Annotated in this window: 11 protein-coding genes; 8 read left to right on the forward strand and 3 right to left on the reverse strand. The window is 71.4% G+C overall.

The annotated features are described in order from the left end of the window. Nucleotides 1-52 precede the first annotated feature (52 nt). Entirely contained in the window at nucleotides 53-2,758 is a 2,706-nt protein-coding gene (gene adhE / locus WFH32_RS06230; protein WP_191798443.1) for a bifunctional acetaldehyde-CoA/alcohol dehydrogenase, read from the forward strand. Nucleotides 2,759-3,114: 356 nt separating this feature from the next. Beyond that, entirely contained in the window at nucleotides 3,115-5,589 is a 2,475-nt protein-coding gene (ligA, locus tag WFH32_RS06235) for an NAD-dependent DNA ligase LigA (protein ID WP_442946310.1), read from the forward strand. A gap of 91 nt (nucleotides 5,590-5,680) precedes the next feature. Here the strand turns inward: ligA and WFH32_RS06240 are convergent, their stop codons facing one another. Continuing rightward, nucleotides 5,681-6,691 carry a dihydrodipicolinate synthase family protein gene (locus WFH32_RS06240; RefSeq protein WP_336706544.1) on the reverse strand — a complete coding sequence of 337 codons (1,011 nt, stop codon included), beginning with the start codon at nucleotides 6,689-6,691 and terminating at the stop codon, nucleotides 5,681-5,683. An 81-nt stretch (nucleotides 6,692-6,772) separates the two neighbouring features. Here WFH32_RS06240 and WFH32_RS06245 point away from each other — a divergent pair, with 81 nt between their 5' ends. Next, complete coding sequence (locus tag WFH32_RS06245) at nucleotides 6,773-7,891, forward strand: hypothetical protein (protein WP_336706546.1); 1,119 nt, start codon at nucleotides 6,773-6,775, stop codon at nucleotides 7,889-7,891. A gap of 151 nt (nucleotides 7,892-8,042) precedes the next feature. On the opposite strand, the gene WFH32_RS06250 is transcribed toward WFH32_RS06245, so the two are convergent. After that, nucleotides 8,043-8,708 (reverse strand): ThuA domain-containing protein, encoded by a 666-nt coding sequence (locus WFH32_RS06250; RefSeq protein WP_191797537.1) that lies wholly within the window; start codon nucleotides 8,706-8,708, stop codon nucleotides 8,043-8,045. A gap of 17 nt (nucleotides 8,709-8,725) precedes the next feature. Next, nucleotides 8,726-9,859 (reverse strand): ROK family protein, encoded by a 1,134-nt coding sequence (locus WFH32_RS06255; RefSeq protein ID WP_191797539.1) that lies wholly within the window; start codon nucleotides 9,857-9,859, stop codon nucleotides 8,726-8,728. A gap of 429 nt (nucleotides 9,860-10,288) precedes the next feature. Here WFH32_RS06255 and WFH32_RS06260 point away from each other — a divergent pair, with 429 nt between their 5' ends. From WFH32_RS06260 to WFH32_RS06280, 5 genes are all read left to right on the forward strand, one after another. After that, entirely contained in the window at nucleotides 10,289-11,815 is a 1,527-nt protein-coding gene (locus tag WFH32_RS06260) for a sugar ABC transporter ATP-binding protein (protein WP_191797521.1), read from the forward strand. Further along, nucleotides 11,812-12,867, forward strand: a complete 1,056-nt coding sequence (locus tag WFH32_RS06265; protein ID WP_191797523.1) for an ABC transporter permease — start codon at nucleotides 11,812-11,814, stop codon at nucleotides 12,865-12,867. The genes WFH32_RS06260 and WFH32_RS06265 overlap by 4 nt, the downstream gene beginning before the upstream one ends. Before the next feature lie 124 nt (nucleotides 12,868-12,991). Further along, nucleotides 12,992-14,053, forward strand: a complete 1,062-nt coding sequence (locus tag WFH32_RS06270) for a substrate-binding domain-containing protein (protein WP_191797525.1) — start codon at nucleotides 12,992-12,994, stop codon at nucleotides 14,051-14,053. An 87-nt stretch (nucleotides 14,054-14,140) separates the two neighbouring features. After that, the gene (locus WFH32_RS06275) at nucleotides 14,141-15,316 is read left to right on the forward strand and encodes a Gfo/Idh/MocA family protein (RefSeq protein WP_191797527.1); all 1,176 of its coding nucleotides are present in this window, start codon (nucleotides 14,141-14,143) and stop codon (nucleotides 15,314-15,316) included. Between the two features lie 161 nt (nucleotides 15,317-15,477). Then, entirely contained in the window at nucleotides 15,478-21,009 is a 5,532-nt protein-coding gene (locus tag WFH32_RS06280; protein ID WP_336706549.1) for a ThuA domain-containing protein, read from the forward strand. Nucleotides 21,010-21,351 lie beyond the last annotated feature (342 nt).

Below are 21,351 nucleotides of genomic sequence, written 5' to 3' on the forward strand. Positions count from 1 at the left end.
CAAGGGAAAGACACCACGCAGACCCGGCCGCTCGGGTCACTGGAGGAGCAACGTGAGCAGCACGAGCAAGGCCCCTGTCAAGGCCCCCGCCGGAGTCACCGAGATCGACGCCCTCGTCGACCGTGGCCTCAAGGCGCTCAAGCAGTACGACGCCTTCACCCAGGAGGACATCGACCGCATCGTGAAGAAGGCGTCCGTCGCGGCGCTCCACGAGCACGGCCGCCTCGCGCAGCTCGCGGTCGAGGAGACCGGGCGCGGCGTCTTCGAGGACAAGGCCACCAAGAACATCTTCGCGTGCGAGCACGTGCCCAACTCGATGGCCAACCTCAAGACGGTCGGCGTCATCGGGCGCGACGAGCTCACGGGCATCGTCGAGATCGCCGAGCCGGTCGGCGTGGTCGCGGGCATCACCCCGGTCACCAACCCGACCTCGACCGCGATCTTCAAGTCGCTCATCGCGCTCAAGACGCGCAACCCCATCATCTTCGCGTTCCACCCCAGCGCCCAGAAGTGCTCGGTCGCCGCAGCCCGCATCGTGCGTGACGCCGCCGTGGCGGAGGGCGCCCCCGAGGACTGCATCCAGTGGGTCGAGCAGCCCTCGCTCGAGGCCACGTCGGCGCTCATGAACAACGACGGCGTCTCGCTGATCCTCGCCACGGGCGGCAACGCCATGGTCCGCGCCGCCTACTCGGCCGGCAAGCCCGCCCTCGGCGTCGGTGCGGGCAACGTCCCCGCCTACATCGAGAAGACCGCCAAGCTCGGACGCGCCGTCAACGACGTGGTCCTGTCCAAGGGCTTCGACAACGGCATGGTGTGCGCCTCGGAGCAGGCCGTCATCCTCGACACCGAGATCTACGACGCTGCCCTCGCCGAGTTCGCCCACATGCACGCCTACCTCGCGAACCCCGAGGAGAAGGCGATGCTCGAGCGCTTCATCTTCGGTGTCGAGGCCGGCGGCGCGAACTGCGCCGGTGCCAAGCTCAACGCCACGATCGTCGGCAAGAGCCCCCAGTGGATCGCGGAGCAGGCAGGCTTCTCGGTCCCCGACGGCACCTCGATCATCCTCGCGGAGTGCAGCCAGGTCGGCCCCGCCGAGCCCCTGACGCGCGAGAAGCTCAGCCCCGTCCTCGCCGTGCTGCGCGCCGAGTCGACCGACCACGGCATCTCGCTCGCCGAGCAGATGGTGGAGTTCGACGGCCTGGGCCACTCGGGCGCGATCCACACCGAGGACAAGGACATCGCGGAGGAGTTCGGCCAGCGCGTCAAGGCCGTCCGCATCCTGTGGAACCAGCCGTCGGCTCTCGGCGGCATCGGTGACATCTACAACGCGCTGATCCCGTCGCTGACGCTCGGTTGCGGCTCGTACGGCCACAACTCGGTGTCGAACAACGTGTCGGCCGTCAACCTCGTCAACGTCAAGCGGATCGGACGTCGTAACAACAACATGCAGTGGTTCAAGATCCCGCCGAAGACGTACTTCGAGCCGAACTCGATCCAGTACCTGGCCCAGATGCCCGACGTCGAGCGCGTCACCATCGTCACGGACAAGGTCATGAGCCAGATCGGGATCGTCGACAAGGTCCTCGACGTCCTGGGTCGTCGCCCGAACAAGGTCTCGATCCAGATCATGGACCAGGTCGAGCCCGAGCCGAGCGTCGAGACGGTCGAGAAGGGCGCGGAGATGATGCGCGACTTCAAGCCCGACACGATCGTCGCGATCGGCGGCGGGTCGCCCATGGACGCCGCGAAGGTCATGTGGCTCAAGTACGAGCACCCGGAGATGGCGTTCTCGGACCTGCGCGAGAAGTTCTTCGACGTCCGCAAGCGCGCGTTCAAGTTCCCGACCCTGGGCGACCTGGCCAAGCTCGTCTGCATCCCGACGTCGTCGGGCACGGGCTCGGAGGTCACGCCGTTCGCGGTCATCACGGACCACGCGACCGGGTACAAGTACCCCCTCGCCGACTACGCGCTGACCCCGTCGGTCGCGATCATCGACCCGGTCCTGACCGCGACGATGCCCGCGAAGCTCGCGGCGGACTCGGGCTTCGACGCCCTGACCCACGCGACCGAGGCCTACGTGTCGGTCTACGCGAACGACTTCACGGACGGCCTGGCGCTGCACGCGATCAAGCTGGTCTTCGAGCACATCGAGGCCTCCGTCACGCAGGGCGCGGCCGCCCCCGAGGCCCGCGAGAAGATGCACAACGCGGCCACGATCGCCGGCATGGCGTTCGGCAGCGCGTTCCTCGGGATCGTGCACGCGATGGCCCACACGGTCGGCTCGACGTTCGGTCTGGTCCACGGCCGCACGAACGCGATCTTCCTGCCGCACGCGATCCGCTACAACGGGCAGATCCCGACCAAGGTCACGGGCTGGCCCAAGGCGGAGAAGTACATCGCGCACGAGCGTTACCAGCAGATCGCCAAGCACCTGGGCCTCCCGGCCTCGACGCCCGAGCAGGCTGTCGAGTCCTACGCCCGGGCCGTCGAGGAGCTGCGCGCCAAGGTCGGGATCGAGCGCTCGTTCAAGGAGCAGGGTGTCTCGGAGCGCGAGTTCATCGGAGGCCTCGACGCCCTGTCGATGCGGGCCTACGAGGACCAGTGCGCCCCCGCGAACCCGCGACTGCCGATGCTCGAGGACATGAAGGACATCATGGTCGCGGCGTACTACGGCACGAGCCGCGAGGAGGTCCGCGCGGAGCGCAAGGCCACCGAGGAGGCAGCCGCGCTCGCCGCGACCGCCAAGTCCTCGAAGTGATCTGGGCGCCGGCGTCCGGGGAGCAGCCCGGACGCCGGTAGCCCGCACGACGACCCGAGCGGTACGGGTCACGGTCGGGTGGCGCGTCCTGCCGGGTGGCGCCACTCACCACGGGCCCGAGGCATCCCCCTTGGCCTCGGTCCCGCTCGCAGCGCCCCCGCGTCCTCCAGCGCGGGGGCGCTGCTCGGCGTCCGGGCGGGCGCGGGACGTCTCCCGTGCCCGACGGCGGAGCTCGCCTCGTGCGCCCGGCGAGGGTCCCCGAGCCGGGCCGGTGGGCGCGGGCGAGCGGCGCCGTCGGGCAGGACGCGCCGCCGGCGGGACGCGCGGCTGTCGGTGGGGCGAGCGATGATGGGCACGTGAACGACGCCACCCCGCCGCACCCCGCAGCCAGCCCCGACAGCACGAGCACGGCCCGCGCGGCCGCCGACACCGCCGTCGCCCCCGATGCCGCCCCGGCACTGGACGAGGCCGGCGCACAGCGGCGCTGGGCCGAGCTCGTCGCCCAGGTCGAGGCCGACCAGCGGGCCTACTACGAGGCCGACGCCCCCGTGTCGTCCGACGCCGAGTACGACGCCCGCATGCGCGAGCTCGAGGCGCTCGAGGCGGCGCACCCGGCCCTCCAGACCCCCGAGTCGCCCACGCAGCGCGTCGGCGGGCGTGCCGCGACGGGCTTCGCGACCGTCGAGCACCTCGAGCGCATGCTCTCGCTCGACAACGCGTTCTCCGAGGAGGACCTCGCCGCGTGGGCTGCGCGCGTGCACCGGGATCTGGGCGTCTCGTCCGAGGCCCCCGTGGAGTACCTGTGCGAGGTCAAGATCGACGGCCTCGCGATCGCGCTGCTGTACGAGCGGGGGCGCCTCGTCCGGGCGGCGACCCGTGGCGACGGGCGCACGGGCGAGGACGTCACGGCCAACGTCCGCACCATCACGAGCATCCCGCAGCAGCTCGCGGGCGACCCGGCCACGCACCCCGCGGTGATCGAGGTCCGGGGCGAGGTCTTCCTGGGGGTCGAGGACTTCGCGGCCCTCAACGAGGCGCTCGTCGCGGCCGGGCAGGCGCCCTACGCCAACCCGCGCAACACCGCGGCCGGCTCGCTGCGCCAGAAGGACCCGGCCGTGACCGCGAGCCGCAACCTGCGCATGTACGCGCACGGCGTCGGGGCGCTCCAGTGGGAGGAAGGCGAGCACGCCGAGCTCGGTCGCCAGTCCGACGCGTACGCGCTGTTCGAGCAGTGGGGCATCCCCGTCTCACCGCACAACCGGGTCGTCGACGGCCTCGCGGGCGTGCAGGAGATGATCGCGTACTTCGGCGAGCACCGGCACGACATCGAGCACGAGCTCGACGGGATCGTCGTCAAGGTCGACGAGCTCGCGCTCCAGCGCCGCCTCGGGGCGACGAGCCGCGCACCGCGCTGGGCCATCGCCTACAAGTACCCGCCCGAGGAGGTCAACACCCGCCTGCTCGCGATCCAGGTCGGGGTCGGGCGGACCGGCCGGGCAACCCCGTACGCCGTCATGGAGCCCGTGCTCGTCGCGGGCAGCACCGTGCGGCAGGCGACGCTGCACAACCAGGACGTCGTGCGCGCCAAGGGCGTGCTGATCGGCGACGTCGTGGTGCTGCGCAAGGCCGGGGACGTCATCCCGGAGATCCTCGGGCCGGTCGTCGCGCTGCGCGAGGACGGCGTGCAGCGTACGGAGTTCGTCATGCCGGCCGAGTGCCCCGAGTGCGGGACGCCGCTGCGCCCCATGAAGGAGGGCGACGTCGACCTGCGCTGCCCCAACGCCGAGAGCTGCCCGGCGCAGGTCCGCGGGCGCGTCGAGCACATCGGCTCGCGCGGCGGCCTCGACATCGAGGCGCTGGGCGAGGTCACCGCGGCCGCGCTCACGCAGCCCTACGAGCCCGCCGAGCCGCCGTTGCGCACCGAGAAGAACCTGTTCGGCCTCACGGTCGACCAGCTCGCCCCGATCCGCGTCGTCGTCCGCGACCCGGAGACCGGGCTGCCCCGGCCGTACGAAGGGGTGGGGGAGTCGGGCGAGGTGGAGATGTCCGACGGCTCGGTGCTGCTGGCCAAGGTCGTCCGGCCGTTCCAGAAGGTCGCCGCCCGCACCTACCCACCGGGGTTCGAGGACGCGACCCCCGCCGAGCGCAGGGCTGCGGGCGTCCGCAAGGACTTCCCGGTGTACGGCCCGTCGACCACGGCGCAGACACTCGTGGACGAGCTGCGGATCGCGCGGACCAAGGACCTGTGGCGCATCCTCGTGAGCCTCAACATCCGGCACGTCGGGCCGGTCGCCGCCCGGGCCCTCGCCGAGTGGTTCGGGTCGCTCGACGCGATCCGGGCCGCGAGCCGGGAGGAGCTCGCGGCGGTCGAGGGCGTCGGGCCGGTCATCGCCGACGAGGTGCTCGCCTGGTTCGAGGTGGACTGGCACCGGGAGATCGTCGAGACCTGGAAGCAGGACGGCGTCCGCTTCGACACCCCGGGTCACCCCGGCCCCGGTGCCCGCCAGCAGCCGACGGGCCCGCTCGCGGGTCTGACCGTCGTGGTCACGGGAGGCCTCGAAGGCTTCTCGCGCGACGGCGCCAAGGAGGCGATCCTCACCGCGGGTGGCAAGGCCTCGGGGTCGGTGTCCAAGAAGACGGACTACGTGGTCGTGGGTGAGAACGCGGGCTCCAAGGAGACCAAGGCCAGGGACCTGGGCCTGCGCATCCTCGACGAGGCGGGGTTCGTGGCGCTCCTCGCGGGCGGACCGGCGGCGGTCGGCGACGCGCCGGAGCCCGAGGACTTGGACGCCGACGTCGCCGAGGTCACCGAGGGGCCGCCGGCCGACTGACCGTCCCTACGGTCCGGCTGGCGCCCGCCGTCGAGTTGGTGGTTTCCCGTCGAGGTAGAGGGCCACAGCTCTCTACCTCGACGCCAAGCCTCTACTTCGCGACGCCGGTGCCGGTGTCGGTGTCGGTGTCCGCGGGACCCGGGGCCGCGGGACCCGGCATCGCGGGGGCCGCGGCCGGCCGGCGCGCCAGCACGGCCCGCAGCCCCTCGGTCTGCGCGGGCGGCGTCGCCAGGACCGGCCCCCGCGGCGGACCGGTCGGCACGTCGAGCAGCCCGGCGAGCGCGTGGAGCCCCGCCACGGGCCGCAGCCGCCCGAGCTCGCGGACCAGGGCCAGGAGCCAGGACCGCTCCACGACCGCGTCGAGGGGCCGCCGGTCGAGGTGCGCGCGGCGCATCACGACGTACTCGTCGGGGACGAGGGCCGCGACCCCGGTGTGCCAGGCGTCGCTCGGTGGCAGGGTCGTGAAGGCCCCCTCGGTCATCGCGAGGTCGCCGCTGAGCCCCACGGCGAACGGCTCGCCCGCGACCGCGGCACGGACGGCGTCCAGGCGTACGCCCACGTCCGTCCTCCCCGCCGGGTCCTTGAGGCCCCGGAGCCTGGCGGTGCGGGCGAGGTGGGTCAGCACCTCGGGCGTCACGTCGAACCCGCTCTGGGCGGGCCGGTTGTAGAAGCAGACGGGCAGGTCCGTCTCGGCGGCCACGGCCTCGAACAGGGCCACGACCTCGGCGTCGACGAGCGGGACGTACGCGAAGGGGGTCAGGACCAGCCCGTCGGCGCCGCCCGCCTGCGCCGCGGTCGCGTTCCGCAGGACCTCGGTGGTCGAGGGGGCCGCGACCGCGACGTGCACCGGGACCTGCCGCCCCGAGGGGCCGGGACCGGCCTCGCGTGCCGCACGGACCGCGGCGCCCACCACGGCGGCGCGCTCCTCGGAGGAGAACGACGTGCCCGCGCCCGACGACGCGAGGACCGTGACGCCGTCGACCCCGGCGCGGACCGCGTCCTGGACGAGGCGCGTCAGCGTCCCCAGGTCGGGGAGCCCGTCGGGACCCAGCGGCGTGATCGGGTAGGCGAGCAGCCCGGTGAAGGGTGTCGGTGAGGTCATCCCCGAGATGGTGCCACAGGCCGTCCGCCGAGGGGTGGGCAGCCCGGCCAATGAAGTGGTACCCGCGTCTACGATGCGGGCATGACTCAGGCGACCTCCGCGACCCAGCCCTCCCCGCACGGCACCGGCACGCCAGCAGCCGCCCAGGTGCGCGGCGCGCACCTCGTCGGCTCCGTGAACCTCCCGACGGCCGAGGACACGTTCCGCACGGTCGCGGCCCACGCAGGCGCGCACCTCAAGCGCATCCCCGACGGCGAGGTGGGCGAACGCTTCCACTGGATCCTCTTCCAGGGCGAGCGCTTCGACGCCGTGCCGGGCCTGACACGGTTGCCGATCGAGCCCGTGGTCGTCGCCGGGTTCGACGTGCGTCCTCTCGTGCTCGACGGGGCGGTCCCGGCGGACGAGCTGGTCTTCGGAGAGCTGGGTTACGCGGCCGCCGCGACGGCGTCGTACACGGACTTCGTGCGGCTGCGCGCGGAGGGGGCGATCCCCGCGGCCACCCGCTTCCAGGTGTGCCTGCCCACGCCGCTCGCCCCCGTCGTGGCGTTCGTCGTCCCCGACGCACGGGAGGCCGTCTACCCCGCCTACGAGGCCGCGATGCTGCGCGAGATCGAGGCGATCGTCGCCGCGGTCCCCGCGGGCGACCTCGCGATCCAGCTCGACCTCGCGAGCGAGTTCGCGCTGATCGAGGGCGCGAACCTCGGTGCCGGCCCGGCCCAGGCATGGTTCGCGATCGACTCCGACGAGGTGCTCGCGGGCTGCGTCGCGCGCGCCGCTCGCGTGGCCTCCGCGGTGCCCGCGGGCGTCGAGCTCGGCTTCCACCTCTGCTACGGCGACGTCGCCGAGAAGCACTTCGTCGAGCCGTCCGACACGCGTCGACTGGTCGAGGTCGCGAACGGCCTGGCCGCGACCGTCTCGCGCGAGATCGCGTGGTTCCACCTGCCCGTGCCGATCGAGCGCGACGACGTCGAGTACGTCGCCCCGCTCGCGGACCTCACGATCGATCCGGCGACCGAGCTCTACCTCGGCGTGGTGCACCACGAGGACGGCGTCGAGGGCGCGCAGCGTCGTCTCGCAGCGGCGACCCAGGTCCTGGGCCGGGAGGTCGGAGTGGGCACCGAGTGCGGGTTCGGTCGTGGCCCGAGCGAGCGCACGGGTCCGCTCCTCGACGTCCACACCGCGGTCGCGCGCGCCTGGTAGGAGCCAGCGCCCTGCGCGTGCCCGACGGCGCAGCGCACCTCGGTGACCGGGCGCGCCCCGGTGCGTGGCGCCGTCGGGAGCACGAACGGTCGCCGCCCCCGCCGGGGCGGCGACCGTTCGTCGTCCCGCGCCTGCTAGGCGCGGGGGAGCGTCACCTGGCGGCCCACAGGAGGCCGCGCTCGATCACGGTGCGCAGCCCGGGGATCTCGAGGTCGGCGAGCTGGTGCCCCGGCGCGCACACGAAGATGCGTCCTTCGCCCCACTGGCGGGTCCAGATCGAGGGCGAGACGACGGGGGAGCGCCACGGGGAGTCGGCGGTGGGCTCGATGGTCGTGGTCGCGAGGACCTCGTTGAGCGAGTCCGCGAGCACCCAGTACTGCTCGGAGCGCAGCGTGATCGGTCCGACGCCGGCGACGATGGGGTGCTCGGCGTGCTCGGGCACGATCTCGACGGTGTGCTCGACCAGGTCGCCCGGGTGCGCGGCGAACTGGCCGCCGAGCATCTGCAGGTAGTCGGTCGCCATGCGGTACGAGTCGATGATCCCGCCGTGCCAGCCCGCGAGACCCGTCCCGTTGGTCACGGCCTGGCGCAGGCCGCGCATCTCGTCGGGCAGGATCTCGCCCATGGTCCAGGACTGGACGATCAGGTCGACGCCGGCCATGTACTCGGCGTCTGCGTACACCTCGAGCGAGGACTCGACGACGACGTCGAAGCCCGATTCCTTGAGGAAGGGTACGAAGAGGTCGGTGCTCTCCTCGGGGGAGTGGCCTGGCCATCCTCCCCGGACGATCAGGGCCCGACGGTCCGGCACGCTCATGAGTCCTCCGTTGGCGCTCACGCGATCAGGGCATCGATCGCTGCGGGAGAGAGTACGTGATCGATCGCCATGGCGCTCGCACCGAGCACGCCCGCCTGGCCCCGGGCCTGGGACGTGACGATGCGCAGGTGCTGCGTGGCCAGCGGCAGCGAGCGCTGGTAGACGATCTCGCGGATGCCCGCGATCAGGTGCTCTCCCGCGTCGGCGATGACGCCGCCGACCACGATCATGGAGGGGTTGAGCAGGCTCACGCACGCGGCGAGGACGGCTCCGATGTCGCGCCCTGCCTGGCGTACCGCGTGGCTGGCCATGAGGTCGCCGCCGCGCACGAGGGACACGACGTCGCCGCTGTTGGCGGCCTCGAGCCCTTCCTTCTTGAGGGCGCCGGCGATGGCCTGGCCGCTCGCGACGGCCTCGAGGCAGCCGATGTTGCCGCAACGGCACGGGGTGTCCGTCGCGTTGGGCACGGCGATGTGGCCGATGTCGCCGGCCGCTCCCTGGGCGCCGCGGCGCAGCTCGCCGTCCGAGATGACTCCCGCGCCGATGCCCGTGGCGACCTTGACGAAGAGCAGGTCGCTGACGCCGGGCCACGCGGTGCGGTGCTCGCCGAGGGCCATGATGTTGACGTCGTTGTCCACGAGGACCGAGGCGTCGAACGTGCGCTTGAGGATCGCGGGCACGTCGACGTCGTCCCACGCGGGCATGATGGGCGGGTTGATGGGGCGTCCAGTCGAGTGCTCGACGGGGCCGGGGAGCCCGACGCCGACGCTCACCAGGTCCTTGAGGTCGCGACCGGTCGTCGCGATGAGCTTCTCGCCGGTCTCGGCGACCCAGGCGAGGACGTTCTCCGGGCCGTCGGAGATGGAGAGGGGGGCGTCGACCTCCGCGAGGACGTTCGACGCGAGGTCCGTGACCGCGAGGCGCGCGTGCGTCGCGCCAAGGTCCACGGCGAGCACGATGCGTGCCCCGGGGCTGAAGGCGAACGTCACGGGCGGTCTGCCGCCGGTCGAGCTCGCCTCGCCCGCGGGCGCGATGAGCCCGGAGGCCATGAGCAGGTCGATGCGGGCGGCGATCGTGGACCGCGCCTGCCCGGTGATCGCGGCGAGGTCAGCCCGCGTACGGGGTTGGCCGTCGCGGAGCAGCTGGAACATGTCCCCGGCGCCGGTCGGGCGGGGGGCGAACTTCAGCAGTTCCTCGGTGGGCACGATGTATCACGGAGCCTCTCGTTGCTACGCAGTGGTGACAATCCGTCTAGCGTACTGCGATCTTCGGCTTTTGCTTGACGATCGACAAAAGCCGACCTAGCGTGTGGTTTGCTGCGGCAACGTCGCCGGAGCCCTGCGGGAGCTCGCGCCCCGCCGGTCGAGACCCTGGAACCCCTGTCGTTCGACCGTTTCCTCCTCTATGCACCGCTCGTCGCGCAGTGCCGCAGCGGTACGTGAGTGACGTGGGTCACCCGCCGGCTCCCCTCGGCGGTTCGGACGGTCATGCCCACTTTTGTCGGTCACGGTGGGGTAACGAAGCGAAAGATCAGGACCTTCTGCTTGACCGCCGTCAAAAGGTCGGTTAGTTTCTCCCACATGGTCAACGCAGACCCTCAGCCCACCCGGCCGCTCCTGCAGATGCGGAGCATCGTCAAGCAGTTTCCCGGCGCCCGAGCACTCGACGGCGTCGATCTCGACATCCTCCCCGGAGAGGTCCACTGCCTCCTCGGACAGAACGGTGCCGGCAAGTCCACCCTCATCAAGGTGCTCGCCGGTGCACACCAGCCCAACGAGGGGCAGATCCTCATCGACGGCGAGGTCGTCACGATCCCGCACCCCGTGGCCGCGCTCAAGCTCGGGGTCGCCACGATGTACCAGGAGCTCGACGTCGTCGACGGTCTGACCGTCGCCGAGAACATCTACCTCGGGCACGAGCTGTCGACCGCGGGCTTCTCCAGCCGGCGGACGGCGGCCAGGAACACGCGTGAGCTCATGAAGCGCCTCGGGCATCCCGAGATCTCGCCCCACCGCGAGGTGGGTGAGCTGTCCGCCGCGGGCAAGCAGATCGTGTCCATGGCCCGTGCCCTCTCGCACGACGCACGGGTCATCGTCATGGACGAACCCTCCGCCGTGCTCGACAGCGAAGAGGTCGAGAACCTGTTCCGCGTCGTCCGCCAGCTCACCGGGAGCGGGGTCGCGATCGTCTACATCTCGCACCGCCTCGAGGAGATCCGGGCGATCGGCGACCGGATCACGGTCCTCAAGGACGGGCGCACGGTCGCGCAGAACCTCGCGGTCTCGCAGACGCCGACCGCCGAGCTCATCAAGCTCATGACCGGTCGCGCGGTCGACAACGTCTTCCCCGGGCGCGAGCCCGTCGCCGAGGAGGCGGACGTGCTGCTCGCGGTCGAGTCGCTCGGGCTCGAGGGGAAGTTCGCGGACGTCTCCTTCGAGGTGCGCGCCGGTGAGGTCCTCGGCTTCGCCGGGCTCGTCGGCTCCGGCCGGTCCGAGATCCTCGAGACCGTCTACGGGGCGCGTCGCGCGACCCAGGGGACCGTCGCGGTCGGCGGCAAGAAGCTCCGCGGCGGCTCGGTCGCCGCTGCGGTCGACGCGGGCATCGGCCTGTGCCCCGAGGAGCGCAAGAGCCAGGGCCTGCTGCTCGACGAACCGGTCTACCGCAACATCACGCTCTCGACGTTCGCTCGCTTCGCGAAGGCGGGCTTCCTCGACGAGAGGGCGGAGCGGGCGGCGGCGAAGGAGCAGGCCGTCTCGCTCGACCTGCGCCCCGCCGGGGTCGAGCGGAACGCCCGGACCCTGTCCGGCGGCAACCAGCAGAAGGCGCTCCTGGCGCGCTGGCTCGTGCACGGGTGCCGGGTCCTCCTGCTCGACGAGCCCACCCGGGGCGTCGACGTCGGGGCGCGCGCCGAGATCTACGCACTGATCCGCGACCTCGCGGCGTCCGGTGCGGCCGTGCTCGTGGTCTCGAGCGAGATCGACGAGGTGCTCGGTCTCTCCGACCGTGTCCTCGTGATCTCGGAGGGACGCGTCGTGCACGAAGGCCCAGCAGATTCGATCGACGAGCACGGCGTGCTCGACCTCGTCATGGAAGGAAGTGCCGCATGAGCGAGCAGGAGGTGGCTCGCGCCGCCGTCGTGGACGGACCGGGGCACGCCCCGAGCTCCGAGGTGCACGACGGCAGACGGTCGCGCCGCAATTTGTTCAGTGGATCGGTGGGGCGGAACATCGGCCTCGTCGTGGCGCTCGTCGCGCTGTGCATCGTCGGGTACGCGACCGCGGGGGAGAACTTCGCGAACGTCAACAACCTGCTGACGATCCTGCGACTGGCCGCCGTCCTGGGCGTCCTGAGCATCGGGATGACCTTCGTCATCACAGGCGGCGGGATCGACCTGTCCGTCGGGTCCGTCATGGGGCTCGCCACGGTCTGGGCGAGCACGCTCGCGACCCAGACCATGGCCGCCGACACCCACTGGATCGTCATGGTCGGTGTGGCGCTCGCGGTCGGCACGGCGTGCGGCCTGATCAACGGTGTCCTCGTCGCGTACGGCAAGGTCGTCGCGTTCATGGCGACCCTCGCCATGATGGTGGGCGCCCGCGGCCTCGCCGAGATGATCTCCAACCGGCAGACCCAGCGCGTCACCGAGGTCGACGCGTTCCTCGAGTTCTTCCGCGCGGACCTGCTCGGCGTCCCCGTGCTCGTGTGGATGTTCGCGGTCGTGGCCGTCGCGGGCTGGTTCCTCCTCAACCGCACGACGTTCGGCCGCCGCACGGTCGCCGTCGGCGGAAACCCCGAGGCGGCCCGGCTCGCGGGCATCAAGGTCAAGCGCCACACGATGTACCTCTACGGACTGGTCGGTCTGACGACCGGCATCGCGGCCGTCATGATGCTCGCCCGCACCACGGCCGGTTCCTCGACGAACGGCCTGTTCTACGAGCTCGACGTCATCGCGGCGGTCGTCGTCGGCGGGACGCTCCTCGTGGGCGGTCGCGGCACGATCGTCGGCACCGTGCTCGGCGTCCTCATCTTCACCACGCTGACCAACGTCTTCACGCAGAACAACATGTCGACCTCGGCCCAGGCCGTCGCCAAGGGCGTGATCATCGTGGTCGCCGTGCTCCTCCAGCAGCGATTCGCCTCGCGCGCCAGATCCGCCTGACGCCCCGCCGTCGGGGCCTCTCGCACCACCGCACCGCACGACCGCACCACGGCCCCGCCCCCCGGGGCCGGACCCCAGCACGTCCCAACCAGCACCAGCAGGACCAGAATCAAGGGAGATCCTCATGTCCGCTCGTACCCGCACCTCGGTGCGTCGCCGTCTGACCCTCGCCACCGTGGCTCTCACCTCGGTCGCGCTGTTCGCCTCGGCCTGCACCTCGAACACCCCCGAGGCCGAGGAGACCGGCGCCGCCGCCGCCCCGGTCGCGTCGTCCGACAACGACGCGTCGGGCGACAAGGTCGTCATCGGGTTCTCGGCCCCGGCCGCCGACCACGGCTGGATGGGGGCCATCACCAAGGCCGCCCAGGCCGAGGCCGCCAAGTACGACGACGTCGACCTCAAGGTCGCCGAGGGCACCAACGACGTCAACCTCCAGATCAGCCAGATCGAGACCTTCATCAACGACGGCGTCGACGCGATCGTCATCCTGCCGTTCGACGGCGCGGCACTGACCGAGGTCGCGACCGACGCCATGGAGGCCGGGATCACGGTCATCAACGTCGACCGCGAGTTCTCCAGCCCGTTCGCCGCCCGCGCCACCGTCCTCGGTGACAACTACGGCATGGGCGTGAGCGCCGGCACGTACATCTGCGAGCAGCTCGGCGACAACCCGGACGCCGTCGTCGCCGAGATCGCCGGCATCGACTCGCTGCCCCTGACGCAGGACCGCAGCAAGGGCTTCGCCGACGCGCTCGAGGGCTGCGGGCTCGACGTGAGCAACCGCGTCGCGGCCGACTTCACCGTCCAGGGCGGCGAGCAGGCCGCGTCGAACCTCCTCCAGGCCGCACCCAAGATCGACGCGATCTGGAACCACGACGACGACCAGGGCATCGGCGTGCTCTCCGCGATCGACGCGGCCGGCCGTGACGAGTTCTTCATGGTCGGCGGCGCCGGCTCGAAGGACGTCATGGAGGACATCAAGGCGGGCGACACGGTCCTGCAGGCCACGGTCGTCTACCCGTCCACGCAGGCCGCCGACGGCGTCAAGCTCGCCCGCCTCGCGGTCCAGGGTAAGTCGATGAGCGACCTCGCCTCGATGGGTGTCCCGCGCCAGATCCAGCTCTACGCGCCGGTCGTGACCAAGGACAACGTCGACGAGTACCTGCCGTCGGCCTTCCAGTCCTGAGCACGTCCCACCCCGTCGTCACGGGCGGGCCGGTCGCCCCGGCACCCGGCCCGCCCGTGACGTCCACCACGAAAGGAAGTGCCTGAGATGGCGCAAGACGGTCACCCGACCCTCGGGATCGGCATGGTCGGGTACTCGTTCATGGGGGCTGCCCACTCGCAGGGATGGCGCACCGCACCGCGGTTCTTCGACCTGCCGCTCGCGCCCGAGATGCGCGTCCTGGCCGGCCGGAACGCGGACGCGGTCACCGCCGCCGCGGACAGGCTCGGCTGGCGAGACGTCGAGACCGACTGGCGCAGGCTCGTGGCGCGCGACGACGTCGACCTGGTCGACATCTGCACCCCGGGCGACACGCACGCCGAGATCGCGATCGCGGCGCTCGAGGCCGGCAAGCACGTGCTGTGCGAGAAGCCGCTGGCCAACACGGTCGCCGAGGCCGAGCTCATGGTCGCTGCCGCCGAGGCGGCGGCCGAGCGCGGGGTGCTCTCCACGGTCGGCTTCACGTACCGCCGGGTCCCCGCGGTCCAGCTCGCGCGCCAGCTCGTCGTCGACGGCCGGATCGGCACGATCCGCCACGTACGCGCCCAGTACCTCCAGGACTGGATCGCCGACGAGAACGTGCCGCTCTCGTGGCGGCTCGACAAGACCAAGGCGGGGTCCGGGGCGCTCGGCGACATCGGGGCGCACATCATCGACCTCGCGCAGTTCATCACGGGCGAGTCGATCACCGGAGTCTCGGGGATCCTCGAGACGTTCGTCGACGAGCGCCCGATCGCGACCGGCTTCTCGGGACTGTCCGGTACCGCCGGCACCGAGAAGGGCCCGGTCACGGTCGACGACGCCGCGGTCTTCCTCGCGCGGCTCACGGGCGGCGGGCTGGGGGTCTTCGAGGCCACCCGCTTCGCCTACGGCCGCAAGAACGCGATCCGCCTCGAGATCAACGGGTCGCGCGGCTCCGTGGCGTTCGACTTCGAGGACATGAACGTCCTGCACTTCTTCGACGCGTCCGACGACCCGCAGGTCGCGGGCTTCCGGCGGATCGTCGTGACCGAGCCGCAGCACGCGTACATCGCGAGCTGGTGGCCCGCGGGCCACGGCCTCGGCTACGAGCACGCGTTCACGCACCAGGCCGTCGACCTCGTGCGCGACGTCGCGGCCGGCACCCAGCCCACCCCGTCCTTCGCCGACGGCCTGGCCGTCCAGCGAATCCTCGAAGCCGTCGAGCGCAGCGCTGCGTCCGACAGCGACTGGCAGCAGATCTGAGAGGAGGTCGACCGTCCCGCCGGACCGGCGGGAGAGCCACGTGGAACGTGGTGCGAGATGCCCGGCGGAGCAGGTCCGTCACCGGCGACGACGGGTCATGGCCGATGCCGTCGTCGCCCCGGAGCGCAGCACCCTTGTCCCATCATCACAAGGAGTCCTTGGTGAGAAACGTGCTCTGGAGAGCACCGCGCGCAACGATGCGCACGGTCGCGGCCGTCGCCGCTACCGCGGTGGCCCTCCCACTGTCCATGGCGACCGGGGCGGCGGCATTCGCCGCTGAACCGGGCGCCTCCCTCAGCTCCGTCCAGCCCGCCGCGTCCGTCGCGGCAGCCCCGGAGGCCGCCGCGGCGCCCTTCGACGCCCTGATCTTCTCCAAGACCGCCGGGTTCCGGCACGACGCGATCCCGGCCGGGATCGCGGCGATCGAGAAGCTCGGCACCGAGAACGGCTTCACGGTCGACGTCACGGAGGACGCCGCCGACTTCAACGACGCGAACCTCGCACAGTACGAGGTCGTGATCTGGCTCTCGACGACCGGCGACGTGCTCAACACCGAGCAGCAGGCCTCGTTCGAGCGGTACGTCGCGAACGGTGGCGGCTACGCCGGCGTGCACGCGGCGTCCGACACCGAGTACGACTGGCCCTGGTACGGCGGCCTCGTGGGCGCCTACTTCTCCGGCCACCCGCAGAACCAGGACGCCACGATCAAGGTCGAGGACGGCGTCCACCCCTCGACCGCGCACCTGCCGTCCCGGTGGGACCGGCACGACGAGTGGTACAACTTCCGCACGAGCCCGCGCGACAAGGTGCACGTGCTCGCGAGCCTCGACGAGACGTCCTACGACGCGGGCAGCGCCAAGATGGGCTCCGACCACCCGATCGCCTGGTGCCAGACCTACGAGGGCGGGCGCTCCTGGTACACCGGTGGCGGCCACACGCAGGCCAGCTACACCGAGCCGAACTTCGTCGAGCACCTGCTGGGCGGCATCCAGACCGCCGCGGGCGTCGTCGACTCGGACTGCAACGCGACGCAGAGCGCGAGCTTCGAGCGCGTCGCGCTCGACGAGGACACGAGCAACCCGATGATGCTCGACGTCGCCCCCGACGGCACGGTGTTCTACGCCGAGCGTGACGGCCGCGTCCGCCGCATCGACCACGACGCCAACGTCACCTCGACGGCGCTCACGCTGAACGTGACGCAGGCGAACGAGGACGGGCTGCTGGGCCTGGTGCTCGACCCGGACTTCGCCGCGAACGGTTGGCTCTACGCCTACTGGTCGCCCGCGAACGTCGGGTCGGACGGCCCGCACAACCGGATCTCGCGCTTCACGTACGACACGGCGTCCAAGACGTTCGACCTCGCGAGCGAGAAGAAGCTCCTGACCGTGGCGACGCAGCGCGACACGTGCTGCCACGCGGGCGGGGACATGATCTTCGACGAGGACGGCAACCTGATCCTCGCCACGGGGGACAACACCAACCCGTTCGAGTCGGGCGGTTTCACCCCGACCGACGAGCGCCCCGGTCGCAAGAACTTCGACGCGCAGGGCTCGTCGGCGAACTCGAACGACCTGCGCGGCAAGGTGCTGCGCATCACGCCGCAGGACGACGGGACGTACACGGTCCCCGAGGGCAACATGTTCGCCCCGGGCACGGACAAGACGCGCCCCGAGATCTACGCCATGGGCTTCCGCAACCCGTTCCGGATCGGTCTCGACCCGGCGTCGGGCAACGTCCTGGTCGGTGACTACGGTCCCGACTCGGGGGCGGCCGACCCGGCCCGCGGTCCTCGTGGCGCGGTCGAGTGGAACGTCGTGAGCGAGCCGGGCTTCTACGGCTGGCCGTACTGCACCGGCGCCAACACGTCCTACATCGACTACAACTTCGCGACCGGCCAGTCCGGTGCGTCGTTCGACTGCGCGGCGGGCGCGACCAACGACTCGCCCAACAACACGGGCATCCAGAAGCTCCCGGCCGCCACGGCCGCCGAGATCTGGTACACCGGCGCGGCCAACCCGCAGTTCCCCGAGATCGGTGGCGGCGGCGCGCCCATGGGCGGCCCCGTGTACGAGTTCGACCCCGAGCTCGACTCCGACGTGAAGTGGCCCGCGTACTGGGACGGCAAGGCGCTGTTCGGCGAGTGGAACCACGGCACGATGTTCTCGATCCAGCTCGACGGCGACAAGCGTGACCAGATCGTCGACATCAACCGGGTGCTGCCGGGCGTGCTCGACCCGTCCAACGGGTTCGACCGTCCGATGGACTTCGACTTCGGTCCCGACGGTGCGCTGTACGTGATCGACTGGGGCTCGGGCTTCGGTGGCAACAACGACTCGAGCGCGGTCTACAAGGTCAACTACGTCCAGGGCGACCCGTCGCCCATCGCGCACGCGCAGGCGGACGTGACGAGCGGCTCCGCGCCCCTGACGGTCCAGTTCTCCTCCGAGGGCACCCGCCACCCGGCGGGCGAGCCCATCTCGCTCCAGTGGACGTTCGGCGACGGTTCCGCACCCTCGACCGAGGCGAACCCGACCCACACCTACACCGAGAACGGCTCCTACACGGCGCAGCTCACGGTGAGCGACTCCGACGGCAAGCTCGCCGTCGCGAACGTCACGGTCGTCGTCGGCAACCAGGCGCCCGTGGTGAAGATCGAGTTCCCGGACAACGGCGGGTTCTTCGAGTGGGGCGACCAGGTCCGCTACCGGATCACGGTCGACGACCCCGACGGTGAGGTGGACTGCTCCACGGTGGCGCTGCGCACCTCGCTCGGCCACGACTCGCACGCGCACCCCATGGAGGAGCTGTACGGCTGCGAGGGCGTGCTCCAGACCGCTCGCGACGAGGGGCACGGCATCGAGTCGAACATCTTCTGGGTCATCGAGGGCTCGTACACGGACGACGGCGGCGACGCCGGCGTGCCCCTCACGGGCAACGCGCTGCAGGTGCTCCAGCCCAAGCGCGTCCAGTCGGAGTTCTACACCTCGACGGGTCGTGAGACCTCGATCGGCACCGGCGGCACCCCCGGCGTCCAGAAGGAGACCACCTCGGACTCCGCGGGCGGCGGTCAGAACCTGGGCTACGTCGAGCCCGGTGACTGGTGGGCGCACGAGCCCGTGAGCCTGGCCAACGTCGAGGCGATCAGCCTGCGCGTGGCCTCGCCCAACGCGAACGGCGTGGTCTCGCTGCGCTGGGACGCGGCGGACGGCCCCGAGATCGGCCGGATCACCGTGCCGAACACGGGCGACTGGCAGGTCTACCGCGACGTGTCGACGCAGCTGACGAACGTGCCGGAAGGCAGCGGGACGCTGTACTTCGTCCTGCTCTCGGGCGGCATCAACGTCAACTGGATGGACATCGAGGGGCGCGGCGTGACGGACAACATCCGTCCCGACGTCGAGCTCGACGTGCCCACGCTCGTCGGTCCGGCCCCGCTGACGGTCACCGCGACCGCGACGGGCACCGACCCCGACGGCGAGGCGTCCGACCTGGTGTACGCGTGGGACGACGGGCTGGGCGGCGGGTTCGTCGACGGCGGTCCCGAGTTCTCGCACACGTACACGGCCGCCGGCACCTACCGGCTCCAGGTCCGCGTGACCGACGCCGGTGGCGCCTACACGGTCAAGTACGTGAACATCAAGGTCAACGAGGCCGGTCCGGTCATGTGCTTCTCGGGCCGCTCGGACGACTTCACGGGCACCGCGGTGGACGAGGACCGCTGGTCCACGATCATCCGTCGTGACCAGAAGCTCGCGGTCTCCGGTGGTCACCTGGTGATCCCCGCGAGCAAGGCGGACTTCTACGGCCAGGGCGAGGGACCGGTGTCCAACATCGTCCTGCAGGACCTGCCCTCGGGCCCGTGGACGGCGACCACCAAGGTCACCTTCCCGGCACGCGCGCAGTACCAGCAGGCCGGTCTGCTCCTGTGGGGCGACGGTGACAACTACGCCAAGATGGTCATCCAGGGCCGCGGGACCGGGGCCAACCCGAACTCGCGCGTCTTCCAGTTCATCCGCGAGGAGAACGGCACGCCGAACGAGGTCGCCGCGTCCAACGTGAACATCACGACGGACTTCCCGGACACGTTCTACGTGCGCTACACGAGCGACGGGTCGAACCTGCGGGCGTACTACTCGGCCGACGGCCTGGACTTCACGGCCATGTCCGAGACCAAGTCGCTGCACGGGCTCGTGAACCCGAAGATCGGGCTCGTCGCGTTCGCGAACGACGGATCCGTCCCGGACGTGGTCGATGCGAAGTTCGACTGGTTCCACATCACGCCGGACGACACGGCCACCGCGGCCGGGCCGGACGACGAGTTCGAGGGGACGTCGCTCGACGGCTGCCGCTGGAGCTCCGTGGTCCGTCCCGACGCATCGGGCCTCCGGGTAGCCGGTGGCAAGCTCGAGATCGACACGACGCCCACGGACATCTACGGCACGGGCAACACCGACGTGCCGAACATCGTCCTGCAGGACCAGCCCGCCGGTGACTGGACCGTCGAGACCAAGGTCGACGGCTCGACGTTCGACCAGCAGTACCAGCAGGGTGGTCTGATCCTCTACGGCGACGACGACAACTACGTCAAGCTGGACTTCATCACGAAGAACCAGCCGGGCGCGGCGGTCGACCGTGGTCTCGAGATGCGCAGCGAGGCCGGCGCGACCGTCCTCAACCCGCAGCCCAACGTCAACAACCTGTCGCAGGGCGTGTGGTGGCTGCGTCTGGCCAAGGTGGGCACGACCTACACGGGCTCGTACAGCGCCGACGGCGTGACGTGGACCGAGATCGCCGAGAAGGTGACCAACCCGGGTCTGGCAGACGCGAAGATCGGTCTGTACGCCCTGGGAGCGGGCCAGCAGGCCTCCGCGACCGCGACCTTCGAGCACTTCAAGGTCGTGGGCCCGGCAGCGGAGCCGCTCACGGTGAGCGGGTCGCTCGACCCGGCCTCGCCGTCGGGCGCGAACGGCTGGTGGACCGGTCCGGTGACCGTCACGGTCGCCACCACGGGCGGTGCGGCCGGCCAGCAGGTCTACCGCGAGTACCAGCTCGACGGCGGCGCGTGGGCCGAGTACACGGCCCCCGTGGTCGTGGCGGCCCCGGGCGAGCACACGCTCAAGGTGCGGGCCTCGGCCGGCACCGAGAACGTGACGGGCGCCGACGTGGCGGTCAAGATCGACGCCGACGGCCCGAGCGTGGCGGCGACGCTGCGCGAGGACCGCACGGTCGAGGTCGTCGCCACGGACGCCGTCTCGGGCGTCGCGTCGGTCGAGTACTCGCTCGACGGGACGACCTGGGCCGCGTACGACGCCCCGGTCGCCGTCGGTGACGAGGCCGTGACGTTCGCGTACCGGGCGACCGACCTGGCCGGGAACGTCACGGCGCAGTCGGTCGACGTGCCCGCCGGCGAGACCGTCCCCGTGACGGTCTCGGCAGCCCCCAAGTGCGTCGCGAACCGCGTGACGCTCTCGGTCACGGCCGTGAACTCGGGCGACGCCCCGGTCACGATCGTGGTCCGCTCGGCCTACGGCACCAAGACCTTCACGGGCGTCGCGGCGGGCAAGTCCGCCCACCAGTCGTTCGCGACCCGTGCGGCGTCGATCGACGCCGGACAGGTCACGGTCACCGCGACGGACGCCGAGGGGAGGACCACCACCTACACGGTCGACCACGCCGCGGCGAGCTGCGGCTGACCGGCCCCGGTGAGGGGGGGGGGGGGGCCCCCCGGCCCCCCCCCCCCCCCCCCCGGGGGGGGGGGGGGGGGGCCCCCCCCACCTCACCGGCAACGACCGGTGTGCCGTGGAGCGTCGACCGACGTGTGCTGACGAGGGCCCTTCGGCCGGGACCTCGCCAGCACGGTCGAAGGCCGCGCACACCCGGGTGCTCCCCGGACGACGACGCGAGTCGGCGTCCTGGGAGCACCGGCCCCCGGCACCGGAACCCCGGTGCTCCGGCCGGTGCCGGGAGCCACCCCCTCCGAGACCGGAGGGGGCACCCGCGGGACATGCGTCCCGCGGGCGAGCACCACCGGCTGC

The sequence above is a fragment of the Oerskovia sp. USHLN155 genome, assembly GCF_037145535.1.
Lineage (GTDB): Bacteria > Actinomycetota > Actinomycetes > Actinomycetales > Cellulomonadaceae > Oerskovia > Oerskovia rustica.